The organism is Kribbella sp. NBC_00889 (assembly GCF_045207705.1).
Lineage (GTDB): Bacteria > Actinomycetota > Actinomycetes > Propionibacteriales > Kribbellaceae > Kribbella.
The window spans coordinates 1,309,235-1,325,037 of the sequence record NZ_CP108783.1; the positions used below are offsets into that span (position 1 = coordinate 1,309,235).

The 15,803-nt window shown below is 69.3% G+C and carries 19 protein-coding genes; 10 read left to right on the top strand and 9 right to left on the bottom strand.

Annotated features, from left to right (window positions below; all coding sequences use genetic code 11):
* The first annotated feature begins 17 nt into the window (after positions 1–17).
* Positions 18–1,025, top strand: a complete 1,008-nt coding sequence (locus tag OG817_RS06380; protein ID WP_406052776.1) for a sugar phosphate isomerase/epimerase family protein — start codon at positions 18–20, stop codon at positions 1,023–1,025.
* A 74-nt stretch (positions 1,026–1,099) separates the two neighbouring features.
* Here the strand turns inward: OG817_RS06380 and OG817_RS06385 are convergent, their stop codons facing one another.
* Positions 1,100–1,819, bottom strand: coding sequence for a MerR family transcriptional regulator (locus tag OG817_RS06385; RefSeq protein WP_406052778.1), 720 nt, complete (start codon positions 1,817–1,819; stop codon positions 1,100–1,102).
* Positions 1,820–1,867: 48 nt separating this feature from the next.
* On the opposite strand from OG817_RS06385, the gene OG817_RS06390 reads away from it, so the two are divergent.
* Positions 1,868–2,119, top strand: a complete 252-nt coding sequence (locus tag OG817_RS06390) for a hypothetical protein (RefSeq protein WP_393396903.1) — start codon at positions 1,868–1,870, stop codon at positions 2,117–2,119.
* A 14-nt stretch (positions 2,120–2,133) separates the two neighbouring features.
* Here the strand turns inward: OG817_RS06390 and OG817_RS06395 are convergent, their stop codons facing one another.
* A complete protein-coding gene (locus OG817_RS06395) occupies positions 2,134–3,294 on the bottom strand; it encodes an MFS transporter (RefSeq protein WP_406052780.1) in 1,161 nt (386 codons plus the stop codon).
* Positions 3,295–3,370: 76 nt separating this feature from the next.
* On the opposite strand from OG817_RS06395, the gene OG817_RS06400 reads away from it, so the two are divergent.
* Both OG817_RS06400 and OG817_RS06405 read left to right on the top strand, forming a co-directional pair.
* On the top strand, positions 3,371–4,123 hold the full coding sequence (locus tag OG817_RS06400; protein ID WP_406052782.1) for a DeoR/GlpR family DNA-binding transcription regulator: 753 nt from the start codon (positions 3,371–3,373) through the stop codon (positions 4,121–4,123).
* The gene (locus OG817_RS06405; RefSeq protein WP_406052783.1) at positions 4,120–5,289 is read left to right on the top strand and encodes an MFS transporter; all 1,170 of its coding nucleotides are present in this window, start codon (positions 4,120–4,122) and stop codon (positions 5,287–5,289) included. Before OG817_RS06400 ends, OG817_RS06405 begins: the two co-directional genes overlap by 4 nt.
* Here OG817_RS06405 and OG817_RS06410 read toward each other — a convergent pair.
* Both OG817_RS06410 and OG817_RS06415 read right to left on the bottom strand, forming a co-directional pair.
* Positions 5,273–6,385, bottom strand: coding sequence for a trans-sulfuration enzyme family protein (locus OG817_RS06410; RefSeq protein ID WP_406052784.1), 1,113 nt, complete (start codon positions 6,383–6,385; stop codon positions 5,273–5,275). The two genes, OG817_RS06405 and OG817_RS06410, sit on opposite strands and share 17 nt — an antisense overlap.
* The gene (locus OG817_RS06415) at positions 6,375–7,169 is read right to left on the bottom strand and encodes a TetR/AcrR family transcriptional regulator (protein ID WP_406052785.1); all 795 of its coding nucleotides are present in this window, start codon (positions 7,167–7,169) and stop codon (positions 6,375–6,377) included. Before OG817_RS06415 ends, OG817_RS06410 begins: the two co-directional genes overlap by 11 nt.
* Positions 7,170–7,488: 319 nt before the next feature.
* On the opposite strand from OG817_RS06415, the gene OG817_RS06420 reads away from it, so the two are divergent.
* From OG817_RS06420 to OG817_RS06430, 3 genes are all read left to right on the top strand, one after another.
* Entirely contained in the window at positions 7,489–7,647 is a 159-nt protein-coding gene (locus tag OG817_RS06420) for a hypothetical protein (RefSeq protein ID WP_406057673.1), read from the top strand.
* 58 nt (positions 7,648–7,705) lie between these two features.
* On the top strand, positions 7,706–8,836 hold the full coding sequence (locus OG817_RS06425; RefSeq protein WP_406052787.1) for a D-alanine--D-alanine ligase family protein: 1,131 nt from the start codon (positions 7,706–7,708) through the stop codon (positions 8,834–8,836).
* Positions 8,837–8,938: 102 nt separating this feature from the next.
* Positions 8,939–9,526 (top strand): dihydrofolate reductase family protein, encoded by a 588-nt coding sequence (locus tag OG817_RS06430; protein WP_406052789.1) that lies wholly within the window; start codon positions 8,939–8,941, stop codon positions 9,524–9,526.
* A gap of 113 nt (positions 9,527–9,639) precedes the next feature.
* Here the strand turns inward: OG817_RS06430 and OG817_RS06435 are convergent, their stop codons facing one another.
* The 4 genes from OG817_RS06435 to OG817_RS06450 form a co-directional block, all read right to left on the bottom strand.
* A complete protein-coding gene (locus tag OG817_RS06435; RefSeq protein ID WP_406052790.1) occupies positions 9,640–10,842 on the bottom strand; it encodes an RNA polymerase sigma factor in 1,203 nt (400 codons plus the stop codon).
* 5 nt (positions 10,843–10,847) lie between these two features.
* Positions 10,848–11,264 carry a YciI family protein gene (locus OG817_RS06440; protein WP_360451958.1) on the bottom strand — a complete coding sequence of 139 codons (417 nt, stop codon included), beginning with the start codon at positions 11,262–11,264 and terminating at the stop codon, positions 10,848–10,850.
* Positions 11,265–11,386: 122 nt separating this feature from the next.
* Positions 11,387–11,851: a DUF3515 domain-containing protein gene (locus OG817_RS06445; protein ID WP_406052792.1), complete on the bottom strand. Its 465-nt coding sequence runs from the start codon at positions 11,849–11,851 to the stop codon at positions 11,387–11,389.
* A gap of 32 nt (positions 11,852–11,883) precedes the next feature.
* The gene (locus OG817_RS06450; protein WP_198682133.1) at positions 11,884–12,117 is read right to left on the bottom strand and encodes an Lrp/AsnC family transcriptional regulator; all 234 of its coding nucleotides are present in this window, start codon (positions 12,115–12,117) and stop codon (positions 11,884–11,886) included.
* 130 nt (positions 12,118–12,247) lie between these two features.
* Between OG817_RS06450 and OG817_RS06455 the strand changes: the two genes are divergently transcribed.
* The 3 genes from OG817_RS06455 to OG817_RS06465 are packed head-to-tail and all read left to right on the top strand — an operon-like array spanning position 12,248 to position 14,626.
* A complete protein-coding gene (locus OG817_RS06455; protein WP_396394029.1) occupies positions 12,248–13,210 on the top strand; it encodes a thiamine-phosphate kinase in 963 nt (320 codons plus the stop codon).
* Between the two features lies 1 nt (position 13,211).
* Entirely contained in the window at positions 13,212–14,021 is an 810-nt protein-coding gene (thiD, locus tag OG817_RS06460) for a bifunctional hydroxymethylpyrimidine kinase/phosphomethylpyrimidine kinase (RefSeq protein ID WP_406052793.1), read from the top strand.
* Positions 14,018–14,626 (top strand): DinB family protein, encoded by a 609-nt coding sequence (locus OG817_RS06465; protein ID WP_396394031.1) that lies wholly within the window; start codon positions 14,018–14,020, stop codon positions 14,624–14,626. Before thiD ends, OG817_RS06465 begins: the two co-directional genes overlap by 4 nt.
* Here OG817_RS06465 and OG817_RS06470 read toward each other — a convergent pair.
* Entirely contained in the window at positions 14,616–15,773 is a 1,158-nt protein-coding gene (locus tag OG817_RS06470; protein ID WP_406052794.1) for an ROK family protein, read from the bottom strand. The genes OG817_RS06465 and OG817_RS06470 overlap by 11 nt on opposite strands.
* Between the last annotated feature and the right edge of the window lie 30 nt (positions 15,774–15,803).

Consider the following 15,803-nt stretch of genomic DNA (forward strand, 5'->3'; position numbering starts at 1 on the left):
GCTGAGGAGTCAGTCAGATGCCACGTCCGATCACCTTGTTCACCGGTCAGTGGGCCGACCTGCCGTTCGAGGAGGTCTGTCAGTTCGCCTCCGAGGCCGGGTACGACGGCGTCGAGATCGCCTGCTCGGGTGACCACTTCGACGTCCAGCAGGCCGTCGACGACGACTCGTACGTCCAGGGCCGCAAGGACATCCTGGCCAAGTACAACCTGCAGGTGTTCGCGATCTCGAACCACCTGGTCGGCCAGGCCGTCTGCGACAACCCGATCGACTTCCGGCACCAGGCGATCGTGCCGTCGCGGATCTGGGGCGACGGCGATGCCGAAGGCGTCCGGCAGCGCGCCGCCGAGGACCTGAAGAACACCGCGCGGGCGGCGGCCAAGCTCGGCGTGAAGACGGTCATCGGCTTCACCGGGTCGTCGATCTGGCAGTACGTCGCGATGTTCCCGCCGGTGCCGGCCGAGCGGATCGAGGCCGGCTACAAGGACTTCGCGGACCGGTGGAACCCGATCCTCGACGTCTTCGACGAGGAGGGCGTGCGGTTCGCGCACGAGGTGCACCCGTCGGAGATCGCGTACGACTACTGGACCACCACGCTGACGCTCGAGGCGATCGGGCACCGTGAGGCGTTCGGCCTGAACTGGGATCCGTCGCACATGGTGTGGCAGGACATCGACCCGGTCGCGTTCCTGTGGGACTTCAAGGACCGGATCTACCACGTCGACTGCAAGGACACCCGGATGCGGGTCGGCGGCGGCCGCAACGGCCGGCTCGGTTCGCACCTGCCGTGGGGCGACCCGCGCCGCGGCTGGGACTTCTACTCCACCGGCCACGGCGACGTGCAGTGGGAGGACTGCTTCCGGGTCCTGAACGCGATCGGCTACGACGGCCCGATCTCGGTCGAGTGGGAGGACGCCGGCATGGAGCGCAAGGTCGGCGCCGCCGAGGCGGTCAACGTCATCCGCAAACTCGCCTTCGACAAGCCCGAGGCCGCCTTCGACGCCGCTTTCGCCACCGACAAGTAGCCGCTCGGACAGACAGGGTCAGGAGCTTGGTGACAGCCGGTTGATCGGCCGTACCAAGCTTCTGGCCGGGCGTCTCAACCCAGGCGGCGGCGGATCAGCTGGTCGAGGCGTTGCCAGGCGGGCGACGAGGCGTTGACCGTGTTCTGGAGGAGCTGGGGGAGGTTGGGGTCGATCGCCTGGCCGGGCAGGTCCGTGCCGTAGCGCTCGATGCTGGCCGCCGCGATCCGGCCGGCGAGCTCGACCAGGACCGGATCGTCGGGTTGCAGCTCGCGGGCGCGGTCGTAGTCGAGGTAGAGCTCTCGCAGCGCCGGCTCCGCCAGAGCGCCGGCCTGGTCCCTGAAGAGCTCGTTCCCGGTCTCCGGGTAGGTGGCGAACACGATGATCCACAGATCGCGCTCCATCGCCACCCACTGCTCACTGAAGCCCAGCTCGGCCAGACCCCGCAGATGTACGTCGACCTCGGCCGGGAGCAGCTGTACGTCGCCCGAGGCAAGCTCGCGCAAGCGCTGCTGAGTGGCTTGCAGGCCACGAATCCGGTCGGTCAGATCGTCGTCGATCTGTTGCAGAGCCGCGGCGAACTCCTGCCCCGAACCGAGGTTGCGGATCCTTGCCAGCGGAACACCTGCCTCGGCGAGGGTCCGGATCCGGATCAGGTCGACCACCGCCTCCGCGCCGTACCGCCGGTAGCCGGAGGCGTCGCGTTCGGGCTCGGGCAGCAGGCCCTTGGCGTGGTAGACGCGGACGGTCTTGGTCGACACCCCGACGTACTTGGCCAGCTGTCCGATCGTGAGCACAGGGCCATTGTTGACCTTGCCCTTGGGGCAAGGTCGCATCATCGACGCATGACTGACTGGGACACCCTGCGCGCGCTCGCCGACGAGGGGAACGAGAAGGCGATGGACCGGCTCGCCGATCTGGCCGATGAGCGGTCTGATCTGGACGCTCTGAACGGGTTGCTGGACGAGGGGAACGAGCGGGCGGGAGAGCACCTCACGCGGCGTGCGGCTGCCGCCAAGGATCTGCTGGAGCTGCAGCGGATCAGCGACGCCGGCTATGAGGAAGCGGGGGAGGTCCTCGACCGGTTGCTCAGCTAGGCGCGTCCGCGAGGCTAGGCGCGGACGCGGGGTTTGGTGCGGAGGACCGGGGCGAAGACGGCCAGGGCGACGGTCAGGAGGGTGACGACCATGAAGGAGACGGTCAGGTTGCTGGCCTGGGCGATGCCGCCGATGATCGACGGCGCGACGAGCCCGGACGCATACGTGATGGTGGCGACCCCGGCGATCGCCTGACTCGCGTTGGCGTCGGTCCGGCCGGCCGCGGCGAATGCGAGCGGTACGACGACCGCGATCCCGATCCCGATCAGCCCGAACCCCAGCATCGCGACGGCCGCGTGAGGTGCGACCACGACCAGTACGCCGCCCGCCGTCGCGATCACGCCACTCCAGCGAACCGTCCGTACGGCGCCGAAACGGTCGACCACCGCGTCACCGGTCAACCGGGCGATCGCCATCGTCAATGCGAAGCCCGTCGTCGCGCCCGCGGCGACTCCGGCCGTGCTGTCGAGGACGTCGCGCAGGTAGACCGCCGACCAGTCCAGGCTCGCGCCCTCCGCGAACACCGCGCAGAACCCGACCGCACCGATCAGCAACGCCGACCGCGGCGGCAGCGCGAACCGCGCCGGCGGCTCCTCGTCCTCGTCCGGATGAATGTTCAGCACGAACTGACACGCCACAGCCCCGACCACCGTCAGGAAGATGGCCGCAGCCACATGATGGACCTGGGCACTGAGCTCCGTATGCGCCGCGACAGTGCCGACCGCGGCCCCGAACAGCGCGCCGAGACTCCACATCCCGTGCAGGCCGGACATGATCGATTTGTTCAGCCGATGCTCCACCTCGACCCCGAGGGCGTTCATCGCCACATCGGCCATGCCCGACGTCCCGCCGTACACGAAGAGCGCGGCGCACAGCATCAGCAGGTTCGGAGCGAACGACGGCAGGATCAGCGAGAGCGTCCACAACGCCAGCAGACCGCGCAGGGCGCTCCGTGTCCCGAAGCGGTGGGTGACCCGGGCTGCGAGCGGCATCATCAATGCCGCACCCAGTGCGGGGAACGCGAGCGCGATGCCGAGCTGTCCGGCAGACAAGCCGGAGTGTTCCTGGATCCAGGGCACGCGGGTCGCGAACGAGCCCGTCACCGAGCCGTGCACGCAGAAGACCGCGGCCACGGCGTACCGCGACCGCCTGACCAGCTTGGTGTCGTCAGTCACAAGCGAACAGACTATCTGTTTGAACGATCAGACGGATGGTAGATTTCTGCGCGTGAGGAGTGCAGAACGGCATCAAGTGATCGTAGAACGACTTCGGGGCGTTGACCGAGTGTCCGTCCAGGAACTGGTCGAGGCCACCGAGTCGTCGGACATGACGATCCGCCGCGACCTCGACTTCCTGGCCGCCCAGGGCGTTCTCAAGCGCGTCCACGGTGGTGCCGTCCCGGCCATGGGCTCGGGTGTCGAGCCGCCGTACTCGCTGCGGGCGCAGGCCGCCGTCGCCGCCAAGCGTGCGATCGCGCGCGTCGCGGTCGAGCACATCCACGATGGCGAGACGATCGTGCTCGACAGCGGTACGACGGCGCTCGAGGTGGCCAAGCTTCTGCACGATCGCGCGGTGACCGTCATGCCGCTCTCGCTCCACGTCGCGCACCAGTTGGCGGACGCGCCACGGATCAGGCTGCTGATGCCCGGGGGAGAGGCGCGTCGAGGCGAGCTTGCTCTGGTTGGTCCGCTGACGCTCGCGTCGCTGCGGGCGTTGCGCTTCGACCTGGCCGTGTTGAGCCCCTGCGCGTTCAGCCTCGACGCCGGACTGACTGCGTTCGATCTGGGCGACGCCGAGGTCAAGCAGGAGGCGATGGCCGTCGCCGCTCGGTCGATGGTGCTGGCCGACGGTGCGAAGTGGGATCGCGCCGCCTTGGCCTACGTCTGTCCGGCCGACTACCCAGACCTGATCATCACCGACCCGACCGCGCCCGAGGACCAGCGCACGCTGCTGGCCCAACGCGGCGTACTGGTCGAGGTTGCCGCTTTGGAGGACGCTTCTTGACCGCCACCGCTCTGCGTTCGCAGACCGCACCGCCAAGAGCCGCCCGCGTCGCCACCTGGCTGTACTTCGGCCTGAACGGGTTCGCCGTCGGTATGTGGGTCGTGCACATCCCCAACATCGAGCACGCCACCGGCATCTCGCACAGCACGCTCGGGCTTCTGCTGCTGGTCCTCGGCGGCGCGGCCTTCACCGGCATGCAGGTGGCCGGTCCGCTGGTGGACCGCCTCGGCCAGCGACGGCTGGTGCCCGCGGCCGGCGTACTGCTCGGCATCGCCCTCGCCGGTCCCGGCCTGGCGACGAACTGGTGGACGCTGGGCCTGACGCTGATTCTCATCGGCTTCGGCAACGGCTCGATCGACGTCGGGATGAACGCCCAGGCGGTCGTGGTGGAACGCGGCTACCCGCGCCCGATCATGGCCGCCTTCCACGCGATGTGGTCGATCGGCGGCGCCATCGCAGCGCTGATCGGTGCCGCCACGCTGCGTGCCGGCGTACCGACCGAGGTCACCCTCGGCCTGGCGGGCGCGCTGTGCATCGTCATCGCCCTCGCCGCCAGCCGGTTCTTGATCGAGGCAACCACTGACGAGGCCGACGAGCCGGCGCAGGAGCGCGCAAAACCGCCCGGCAAGCTGGTCTGGGCGCTCGGCGGGCTCGCGTTCGGCCTCATGCTCGCGGAGGGTGTGGCCAACGACTGGGCCGCGCTGCACTTCCGCGACATCCTCGGTACGTCGGTCAGTACGGCGGCCTACGCGTACGGCGCCTTCGCGGTGGCGATGACCGTCGGCCGGTTCCTCACCGACCGGGTCGCCGCGGTGGTCGGACCGGCGGCGATCGTGAGGTGGGGTGCCGCGATGGCCGCGGTCGGCCTGACCATCGTGATCGTCGTACCGTGGGTGCCCGTCGCGCTCGTCGGCTGGGCGTTGTTCGGCCTCGGCCTGGCCGGCGGCGTACCGCAACTCTTCACCGCCGCCGGCAACCTCGACCCCCGCGCCGCCGGCGCCCTGATGGCACGTGTCGTCGGACTCGGGTACGTCGGTCTGCTCGCGGGCCCGGCGCTGATCGGTGGGCTCGCGCACTGGATGCCGCTGAACATCGCGTTCATCCTGCCGCTGGTGCTCTGCGTGCTGACGTTCCTCGGCGGGCCGGTGCTCAAATCGCGGTCTTGAGCGCGTGCTCCAGGTCGGCCCAGAGGTCGTCGCGATGCTCGATCCCGACGGCCAGCCGGATCAGGTCCACCGGGATCGTCTCGACCTCCATCGCCCAGCGGCGACGGCGCTCGAGCATCGACTCGACACCGCCGAGGCTGGTCGCGTGAACCCACAGTTCGGTGCTCTCACAGACCCGCTGGGCGTACTCACCATCGCCGCCGAGTTCGATGGACAGGATCGCGCCGAAGCCGGACATCTGCGCGGCGGCGCGGGCGTGGCCGGGGTCATCCGGTAGGCCCGGGTACCGCACGCGGCTCACGCGTGGGTGCTGAAGGAGACGCTCGGCCAGGAACGCGGCATTGGACTGGGCACGCTCGAGCCGCAGTGCAAGGGTCCGCAGGCCGCGTAGGCCCAGCCAGGCCTCCATCGGGCCAGGGATCGCGCCGCTGCCGCGGCGGCGGAGCTCGATCGCGGCCCACAGCTCCTCGTCGGCGGTGATGACGGCGCCGAGGATGACGTCGGAGTGGCCGGCGATGAACTTGGTTGCCGAGTGCATCACGACGTCAGCACCGAGCTTGAGCGGCTGCTGCAGCAGCGGGGTCGCAAACGTGTTGTCGACGACAACGGTTGCGCCGGCGTCGTGACCAGCGGCTGCGAGCGCGGGGATGTCCGCGACCTCCATGGCCGGGTTGGTCGGTGACTCGATCCACAGCATGTCGGCGCCTGCGACCGCTTGGATCACGGCGTCGGTGTCCGCGATGTTCACCTTGTCCACGCGCAGGCGGCCGGATGCCGCGTGCTGGTCGAGGAGCGCGAGCACACCGGAGTACGCGTGCTGTGGTGCGACGATCCGGCCACCGACGGGGACGAGATCGCAGACCGCGGCGACCGCTGCCATCCCGGAGGCGAAGGTCAGTCCACGACCGCCTTCGAGCGCGCCGAGGGTCTCCTCGAGTGCGGTCCACGCGTCGTTGCCGAATCGTCCGTAGCCGCGGTCGCCGCCCGCGACGTACGTCGAGCTGAACACCGGCGAGTCGCCGACCGGCGCGTTCGGTACCCGCTCGGGGCGGCCGGCGTGGACGACGACGGTGGAGGGATCGAGATCAGAGGCCATACGGGGAATTGTTCCGTCCACGGTCCGCCGCGCTCCGGGCGGGGGATGACGGGAGAGGGCCGGGCAGTCGCGGACCGGCCGCCGGCAGGGGGATGCCGCCGCCGCGGAGCAGACTCATCGCGCGGCGGGCCAGCACCTTGACCTCGGTGTCGTCCGGGTTCTCGACCCAGATCCGTACCACCGTCTCGATAATGTTCATCGCGATCCCGGCCGACAACGCGGCCGTGAACTCGACCTGCTGCGGGTTCGGAGCCTCCTGGCCGGACTCGACCCGTTGGCGGGCCGGACCGGAGAGTCGGCGGACCAGTTCGTCGGTGAGGTCGTTGCGGAACCGCCAGATCAACTCGTTCAGGTGGGCGCTGACCGACGCGGTCTGACCGGCCAGGTCGAACACCGCACGCACCCGGTCCGGGTTGCTCTCCAGCCGCTCCAGCACCCGCTCGATCACCGACTGCAGGCCGTCGGGCAGGGCGATGACCACCGGCTGCCCGCGGAACCAGCCGACGGCGTCCATCAGGCAGTCCTCGACGAACTCGAGGACGAGCGTCTCCTTGGTCGGGAAGTACCGGTACAGCGTGCTCGGACCAACCTCCGCGGCGGCGGCGATCTGTTCGACCGTGGTCCGGCCGAAGCCGTGGTCGGTGAACAGCTCGAACGCCTTGTCCGCGATCAGCCGGCGGGTCCGCTCCCGCTTGAGTTCGCGCAGTCCCATCTCCACCTCCGCGGGCAGAGTACCGGTTGGCCGACTCGCCAGTAATGGTTCGCGGTCGGCTGTCTCAGTCATATGGTAGTCACTACCAGAATCCGCCGAAAGGGTGCCGATGACCGACACGTTCCCCGTCAACCGCCCGTCCGGATGCCCGTTCGACCCCGCGAGCGAGGCACCCTGGGCGAGCCGCCACGCTTCGGCCGGAGGTTGACGACCTTCCGGCCGGCCCGCAGACGATCGAGGCGGGTGGGTTCCTGATCGCGGCGCTGTCGTCGGCCAACCGCGACGAGCGCGCCTTCCCGGACCCCGATCGGCTCGATCTGACCGCAAGGCATCCGGTCACGTGGCGTTCGGTTTCGGTCCACACCAGTGTCTTGGGCAACAGTTGGCCAGGGTGGAACTGCAGGAGGTGTTCACCCGTCTGTACCGGCGGATCCCGACGCTGCGACTCGCCGTACCGTTCGAGGAACTCGAGTTCAAGGACAACACCTTGGTGTACGGCGTGACCGCGCTCCCGGTCACCTGGGACACTCCGCTACCGTCCGAAATCTGAACAGCTCTTAACCGAACCCAGATCGGAACCTGATCGCCGGGCCGCTACAGTCGAGCCGGTGAGTGAGTACTCGAGGGAACAACGCAAGCCCCGCGTCGCCGTGGTCTTCGGCGGACGGTCGAGCGAGCACGCCATCTCCTGTGTGACCGCGGCCAACGTCCTGCAGGCGATCGACCGCGACGTCTACGACGTGGTCCCGGTCGGCATCAGTACCAGCGGTCACTGGGTGCTGGAAAGCGGTGATCCGGAGCGGCTGTCGATCACCGACGGCAAGCTCCCGGAGGTCGACGTCACCGCGATGCCGGTGCTGTTCGGCGCGAACCGCGAGCTCGTGGTGAGCGAACCGGGGACGGTACCGAGCACGCTCGGCGAGGTCGACGTGGTGTTCCCACTCCTGCACGGACCGTGGGGCGAGGACGGCACCATCCAGGGCCTCCTCGAGATGTCCGACATCCGGTACGTCGGCTCCGGCGTCCTGTCCAGCGCGGTCGGCATGGACAAGCACTACATGAAGGTCGTCTTCCAGGCGGCCGGCCTCGAGGTCGGGCCGTACGTCGTGATCCGCGACCGTGACTGGAGGCGCGACGCGGAGGCCTGCCGCAAGGCGGTGGACGAGCTCGGCTACCCGGTGTTCGTCAAGCCGGCCCGCGGCGGGTCGAGCCTGGGCATCAGCAAGGTGAACAGCCGCGGTGAGCTCGACGACGCGATCGTCGAGGCCCGGGCCCACGACCCGAAGGTGATCGTCGAGGCGTCGGCGAACGACCCGCGCGAGATCGAGGTCGGCGTCCTGGGCGGCCTGGACGGTGCGCCCGCCGAGGTCAGCGTGTGCGGCGAGGTCGCGGTCTCCGGTGGCGGCCACGACTTCTACGACTTCGAGACGAAGTACCTGCCGGAGGGTGAGGAGTACCTCGCGCTCTCGGTGCCGGCCGACCTCCCGGCCGACGTCGCCGCGGACATCCGCGCGAAGGCTCTGACGGCGTTCGACGCGATCGAGGCCGAGGGCCTGGCCCGTGTCGACTTCTTCCTCGATGCTGACGGCCGGGTGGTCATCAACGAGATCAACACGATGCCCGGCTTCACCCCTACGAGCATGTTCCCCCGCTTGTGGGCCGAATCCGGCATCGACTACCCGACCCTGGTCAACCGCCTCCTCACCCTGGCCCTGACCCGCCCCACCGGCCTCCGCTGACGGCCTTTCCCGCCTTTCAGACGCTGAAAGTGGTCTGAAAGGCGGTCGGCCTACGGTCGCGGAAGTGGGTCGACCCCACGCCGGGCCAGGGGGGAGCAGGTCATGTCCAAGTCGGTGCTCGACATGTCGGTGTCCGTTGACGGGTACATCGCGGATCTCGACGACTACCTCGGTGGAGCCGACGGGCATCGGCTGCACAACTGGTTCGCCGAGGACGCCGAAGCGAAGCGGCCGCCTGGGCCCGAGTCGGAGTTCTTCGACGAGTGGAGCGGCTGTGGGGCGGTCCTCGCGGGGCGTCGTACGGCCGAGCTGATGGATCACTGGGGTGGCGATCACAACGGAAGGCCGATTTTCGTGCCGAGTCACCGGCCGCCCGGCCCCGCCGCGCGGTGGGGGTATCCGCTGGTGACGTACGTGCCGGACGGCATCGTGAGCGCGATGAAGCAGGCCAAGGCAGCCGCCGGCGAGCGCGATGTCCAGGTCCGTGGTGGGTACGCGGGTCAGAGCGCGCTGGAGGCCGGCGTCCTGGACGAGATCCAGGTCCACCAGGTCCCGGTCCTGCTCGGCCGAGGCCACCGCCTGTTCGACATCCTCCCAACCGAGATCGAGCTGCAGATCATCCGGGTAGTAGACACCCCACTAGCAACCCACATCCGCTACCAGGTGATCACCCCCACACCGCAGCCATAGCGTGGCGGTCGATTCCTCACCGGAGTCATAGTCGGTGGCGGTCGGCCCCACAGCCGGTTGGCGGTCGGTCGGCGCCGCGGTCGTAGGCGGGTGGCAGTCGGCGCACACCGCTGTCACAGGCGGTTGGCTCGGGTGTGGAGGTAGCGCTGTTGGGGGACGCTGGTGGTTTTGCTTGCTGCATCCTCGTAGGCGGCTCGGGCCGCTGTGGTGTCGCCGGACATTTCCAGTAGATGCGCGCGGACGGCTGCCAGGCGATGGTCGTTGGCGATGCGGTCGTCGTCTTCGATGGTGCTCAGTTGCTTGAGACCTTCGTCCGGTCCGCGCGCCATCGCGACCGCGACGACGTGGTTGAGCGCGACCATCGGGTTGTCGGTCAGCTGGAGCAAGACCTCGTACAGCGCAAGGATCTGCTGCCAGTCGGTCTCGTCCGCCGATGCGGCCTCGTCATGTACGGCGGCGATCGCCGCCTGCAGCTGATACGGACCCACCGGACCTCGCGGCAGCGCCACGGTGATCAACCCCACTCCTTCCTCGATCAACTCCCGGATCCACAGCGACCGATCCTGCTCGTCCATCGGGACCAACTCACCCAGCGGACCGGTCCGCGCCGGCCGACGCGCATCCGTCAGCAGCATCAGCGCGAGCAACCCCGTCACCTCGCTGTCGTCCGGCAGCAACCGGTGCAGCATCCGTCCCAGCCGGATCCCCTCCGCCGACAACTCGACCCGCTGCAGACTCGGCCCCGTCGTACTCGCGTAGCCCTCGTTGAAGATCAGGTACACGACCTTCAGCACCGCGCCGAGCCGCTCGTCCCGATCCGCCGGCAGGGCGAACCGCGCACCGCTGTCGCTCACGCTCGCCTTCGCCCGGCTGATCCGCCGCGTCATCGTTGCCTCCGGCACCAGGAACGCCCGGGCGATCTCCGCGGTGGTCAGACCGCCGACCGCCCGCAACGTCAACGCGATCTGCGACGCCGGCGACAGCGACGGGTGGCAGCACATGAACAACAGGATCAGCGTGTCGTCGGTGTCCGCGATCGGTTCGCTCGGACTGGCCGCCCACTGCGCCATCCGGTCCTCGCGCCGCTGCCGAGCCTGCTCCCGGCGGAGCAGATCCGTCAGCCGGCGCGAGGCCACCGTGATCAGCCACCCGCGCGGACTGTCCGGTACGCCGTCCTCCGGCCACTGCTGCGCCGCCGCGAGCAGTGCCTCCTGCACCGCGTCCTCCGCGGTGTCGAAGTGCCCGTACCGCCGGACGAGCGCCCCGAGCACCTGCGGCGCCAGCTCGCGCAGCAGGTCCTCGAGAGCTGCGGACATGACGATCAGTCCAGCATTTCGTCTCGGCCCTCGACCACGGGCCGGATGTCGGCGTACGCGGTCGCGCGAACGAACTCGGGCGCCGGTGTGTCGGCGAGCCTGGAGGCGATCTCGGTCGCGCGGTCGAAGGACTCGCACTCGACGATCCAGTACCCGGCGAGCACCTCCTGGGTCTCGGCGTACGGACCGTCCGTCACCACCGAGGCTCCGTCCTTCGAGCCGAGCCGCCGGGTGAGCACAGGCGCGGCCAGCGCGCGGGTCTCGACCAGCTCACCGGACTCGGCCAGGTCCGCGTTGAACTTCTCCATGAACGCCCCCATCGCGGCGAAGTCCTCGCCCGTCCAGGCCGGCTTGCCCGTGTCCTTGCCGGACATCCCGTCGTAGTCCTCCTGCGACGCGTAGGTCAGGATCATGTACTTCATCGGAGTCTCCCGTCGTCCGGGCACCCACCGCGGGTGCCTCTCAGCCGATACGTCGCCCCCGCCGGACCGAACCGGACACCGAGTGCGGACGAATTTCCTTCTCGACAGGGAGTATGCCGTCGTCAGGTACAGGGAGTGATGACTTTGTCGAACCTGTGGACAGCGTCGGCGACGTCGGTCAGCGCGTTCGCCTCGGGGTCGTACTTCGCCGGGACCGCGACCTCGACATAGACCTCGCGGCCGATGGTCGTGAAGATGACCCCGTTGCCGGCCTCCTTGGCGAACCAGCCGACGCCGTTCACCTCGAAGCACTGCGACTGCGCCTCGGCCATCCCCGCCGGCGGTGCGACTCCGCAGGTGATCTCGATCGGCGGATCGCCGTACGCGGTGGTCAGCGGGCTGGGCGGCTCGGTCTTGCGGCGGTCGGCGTCCAGCACCTGGTCGGGCAGCGCCGCCACCAGCGGCTCACAGACCGCAGCGACCTCGGGCGCGGGAGACGGTACGGCGACGGGCACGGCTCCCGGACTGCACGCGGCCAGAACGACCAGACCGGCCAGACCGAGTGCGGCGAACAGGACTTTGGGCATGCTGAAGGACGGCGGGACCTCGGGCAACCAGCTCAGATGTGAACGACGGGACAGGTCAGGGTGCGGGTGATGCCGGGCACGTTCTGGACCCGGGCAACGACCAGCTTGCCCAGTTCGTCGACGTTGCGGGCTTCCGCGCGGACGATCACGTCGTACGGACCGGTGACGTCCTCGGCCAGGGTGACACCCTGGACCTCGGCGATCTGTGCGGCGACGTCGGCCGCCCGGCCGACCTCGGTCTGGATCAGGATGTAGGCCTGGACCACCACGTCGTTCTCCACTCAGTCGTCCTCAGCTGGCTCCGGCCGCGGTACTGGGCGGCGGCCGGGCGTACTCTTCGTTGCCCGGTCACGGTACCGCCTAGACTCCCACTGGCGATATGGGAGGTCTGTTGACGTGACAGAGACGTTGGGGAGCACGGGTGAGTTCGGCCTGATCGAGGCCGTCACCAAGGGGCTGTCCACAAGTGAGGACGTCCTGGTCGGGCCTGGTGACGACGCGGCCGTGGTGGCGGTGCCGGACGGGCGGATGGTGATCACGACGGACCTGCTGGTGGAGGGCCGCCACTTCCGCCGGGACTGGTCGTCGGCGTACGACGTGGGCCGCAAGGCCGCCGCGCAGAACCTGGCCGATGTGGTGGCGATGGGCGCGCGGCCGACCTCCATGGTGGTCGGCTTCGGCGCACCGGCCGACCTGGCGACGGCTTGGGCGCTGGAGCTCAACCAGGGCCTGGCGGACGAGTGCGAACTGGTCGATGTGCACATCGTCGGCGGCGACACCGTGCAGTCGGACAAGATCGTCGTTTCGGTGACGGCCTTCGGGTCGCTCGACGGCCGCGCACCGGTGCTGCGCTCCGGTGCGCGCCCAGGTGACGAGGTCGCGTACATCGGCCGGCTGGGCTGGGCCGAGGCCGGCTACACGGTCCTGACCCGCGGCTTCCGCTCGCCCCGGTCTGTCGTGGAAGCGCACCGCCGCCCGCAGCCGCCGTACGTCGAAGGTCCGCGGGCCGCGCTGGCCGGTGCGTCGTCCCTGTGTGACGTCAGCGACGGACTGCTCGCGGATCTCGGCCACATCGCGACCCGGAGTCAGGTGGTCATCGACGTACACTCGCACGCGCTGGCCGTGCCGGAGCCGCTGCAGGCGGTGGCGGCCGCGACAGGTGTCGACGCGCTGAAGTTCGTGCTGACCGGTGGTGAGGACCACGCACTGGTCGGCACCTTCGAGCCCGCGGACGTACCCGAGGGCTGGACCGTCATCGGTTCGGTTGCTGAGGGCAACGAGGAACGTCCGGCCGGGACGGTCACCGTCGACGGCGCGGCGTACGCCGAGGAGTCCGGTCACGCCCACTTCAGGAGCTGAGATGAGTCGATTGCCCAGGGTGCTCACGATCGCCGGTTCGGACTCCGGCGGCGGAGCGGGAATCCAGGCCGACCTCAAGTCCATGCTGGCCAACGGGGTTCATGGCATGAGCGTGCTGACCGCGATCACGGCGCAGAACAGTCTCGGCGTGCAGGGTGCGTGGGAGCTGCCGGAGGAGCAGGTCCGCGCCCAGTTCCACAGTGTCGTGGACGACATCGGTGTGGATGCGGTGAAGACCGGCATGCTGGCGTCTGCGCGGATGGCCGGCGTGGTGGCGTCCCTGCTACGGACGCTGCCGCCGTCCGTGCCGGTGGTGGTCGACCCGGTCTCGGTGTCCAAGCACGGTGATGCGCTGCTGGCCGCCGACGCGATGGACGCCGTACGGACCGAGATCGTGCCGCTGGCAACCGTCCTGACGCCGAACCTGACCGAGCTCGGACCGGTCGCCGGAATTGAGTTGGAGACCATCGAGGACCGTGAGCTCGCCGCGAAGCTGCTCATGGACGCCGGAGCCACGTGGGTCCTGGTGAAGGGCGGCCACGACGTCGGTACTGCGGCAGTGGACGTGCTGCACGGTCCAGGGGTACGACGGTCCTACAGCGCGGTCCGGGCGGACAACCGGCACACCCACGGCACCGGATGCACCTTGGCCAGCGCCATCGCGTCGTACCTGGCGCGCGGGTACGACGTACCGAGTGCGGTCGGTGCTGCGAAGGAGTACGTGACCGGGGCGATCTCGGCCGGGTTCGCGCTCGGTGGTGGAATCGGTCCGGTCGATCACGCGTGGAGATTTCGAGGGAGTGGCAGTTGACGAAGCAGCAGCCCCCGGTGGACGGGTACTGCGAGCAGTGCGGCTTCAACTACGACACGGGTGACCTGCAGGGCACGGTGACCCTGCTCATCCGGCAGGCGGCGGACTGCAGCATGGCTCTGACCAAGGCCGCGGCCGGTCCGGATCCGAACGTCGTACGGCTGCGGCCGGAGCCTGACGTGTGGTCGGCGATCGAGTACGCCTGCCACGTGCGCGACGTACTCGAGACGCAGCGGCACCGGATCGCGCAATGCCTGGCGGAGGACCGGCCGGTGTACGCGCCGATGGACCGGACCGGTCGGGTGAAGCAGCTCAAGTACGAGCTCCAGGACCCGATGGAGGTGGCGGCCGCGCTGGTGCGGTTCGCCCGCGAGTTCGGTGCCGCCGCACGGGTGCTGACCCCGCCGCAGCTCGGCAAGCTCGGCCTCTACAACTACCCGGTGCGTGCGCCGCGCACGCTCGGCTGGATCATCCGCCACACCGCCCACGAGATCCAGCACCACCGGCTCGACCTCATCACCATCCTCGCGGAGGTGGAACCCCCGATCGTCTCCAAGGCCAAGCCCGAGCCACCTCCCGCAGTGGAGGAGACCACTACTGACTAGCGGCCCAAGTCGCTATGGAGGGCTCGCTGGTGAGGTGGTCGAGTGCCAGAGCTGCCGCACCGCGGAGCGGGCCGTCTGGTTGGTGTGTGGCAGAAAGGACCGGTGGGGGAGAGCTGCGGTGGAAGGTCATCAGACCGGCTAGGTAGGCCTGCTCGAACGACGTCTCGGCGGCAGTGCGGAGTGGGATGGCCAGACCGCCCAGCGTGACCACGTCGGGGTCGTGTGCGTTGACCAGACCGGCGATGCCGGTGCCCAATGCCGTAACCACCTTGGCGACTGCCCGGGCCGCTGCACGGTCCGTGCGGCGGAGCACAGCCTCGGCATAGGCGTACGGATCGTCCGGTGCGGTCTCCTTGAGATGCCTGGCCAGTGCGCGCCCGTCGATGTCCAGGTCCCAGCAGCCGCGCGCACCGCATGGGCACGACCGAGTGCGATCCCCGAACGGGACATGCCCGTACTCACCGCCGGCGCCCGACGCTCCCTGCGCTGGTACGCCGTCGATGATCAGAGTGCCGCCGAGACCCACCTCGACGATGAGGTGCAACGCCGTACCGGCTCCCGCGGCAGCACCCGTGCGCGCTTCGGCCACACCGCTCAGGGTCGCGTCGTTGCCGGCGAGTAGAGGTATGCCGGTCCGAGCTGTGACGGTCTCGAGGTCAAGCTCGGCCCAGTCCAGCGTCGGCGCCTGCATCAAACGGTTGTCCCGGATCGTGCCCGGCGCCGCCAGGCTGACGACCCGCAACCGAGCGCCGTACTGCCGGTGTGCCCGCTCTACCTCCTTCTGCAGGTTGCTGAGCACGACCTGGGAACGTCGGCTTCGGTGCCGCCTGGACTGCTGCTCCAGGAACGACCCGTCGAGCGAGACCACAGCACTGCGCCAACTGCCCTGCCTCAGGTCCAGTGCGAGCGCCACAGGCCCTTGAGGGTGCGCCCGCAGTACTGTCGTCGGCCGTCCCCGCCCCTGACTGGGCGCCGGCGCCTCGGTCAGCAGCCGTACGTCGCGTAGCCGAGCGGTCACCTCAGTCGCCGAACTCGTGCTCAGCCGCAGCTCGCGCGCCACCGCGGCACGCGTGATCCCAGGCTGACGGCTCATCCGCACCAGTACGTCGGAAGCCGTCTGCCACTGTCCCCGGCGCACTGGAGTCATAGCATCCTTCTACCTTATGCTCGTGGGACG

Excerpts from the sequence above, each read along its gene's own strand:
- thiD (WP_406052793.1), top strand. The coding sequence starts at position 13,212 with ATGAGTCGATTGCCCAGGGTGCTCACGATCGCCGGTTCGGACTCCGGC.
- OG817_RS06390 (WP_393396903.1), top strand. The coding sequence starts at position 1,868 with ATGACTGACTGGGACACCCTGCGCGCGCTCGCCGACGAGGGGAACGAG.
- OG817_RS06470 (WP_406052794.1), bottom strand. The coding sequence starts at position 15,773 with ATGACTCCAGTGCGCCGGGGACAGTGGCAGACGGCTTCCGACGTACTG.
- OG817_RS06415 (WP_406052785.1), bottom strand. The coding sequence starts at position 7,169 with ATGACTGAGACAGCCGACCGCGAACCATTACTGGCGAGTCGGCCAACC.
- OG817_RS06410 (WP_406052784.1), bottom strand. The coding sequence starts at position 6,385 with ATGGCCTCTGATCTCGATCCCTCCACCGTCGTCGTCCACGCCGGCCGC.
- OG817_RS06445 (WP_406052792.1), bottom strand. The coding sequence starts at position 11,851 with ATGCCCAAAGTCCTGTTCGCCGCACTCGGTCTGGCCGGTCTGGTCGTT.
- OG817_RS06430 (WP_406052789.1), top strand. The coding sequence starts at position 8,939 with ATGTCCAAGTCGGTGCTCGACATGTCGGTGTCCGTTGACGGGTACATC.
- OG817_RS06435 (WP_406052790.1), bottom strand. The coding sequence starts at position 10,842 with ATGTCCGCAGCTCTCGAGGACCTGCTGCGCGAGCTGGCGCCGCAGGTG.
- OG817_RS06440 (WP_360451958.1), bottom strand. The coding sequence starts at position 11,264 with ATGAAGTACATGATCCTGACCTACGCGTCGCAGGAGGACTACGACGGG.
- OG817_RS06380 (WP_406052776.1), top strand. The coding sequence starts at position 18 with ATGCCACGTCCGATCACCTTGTTCACCGGTCAGTGGGCCGACCTGCCG.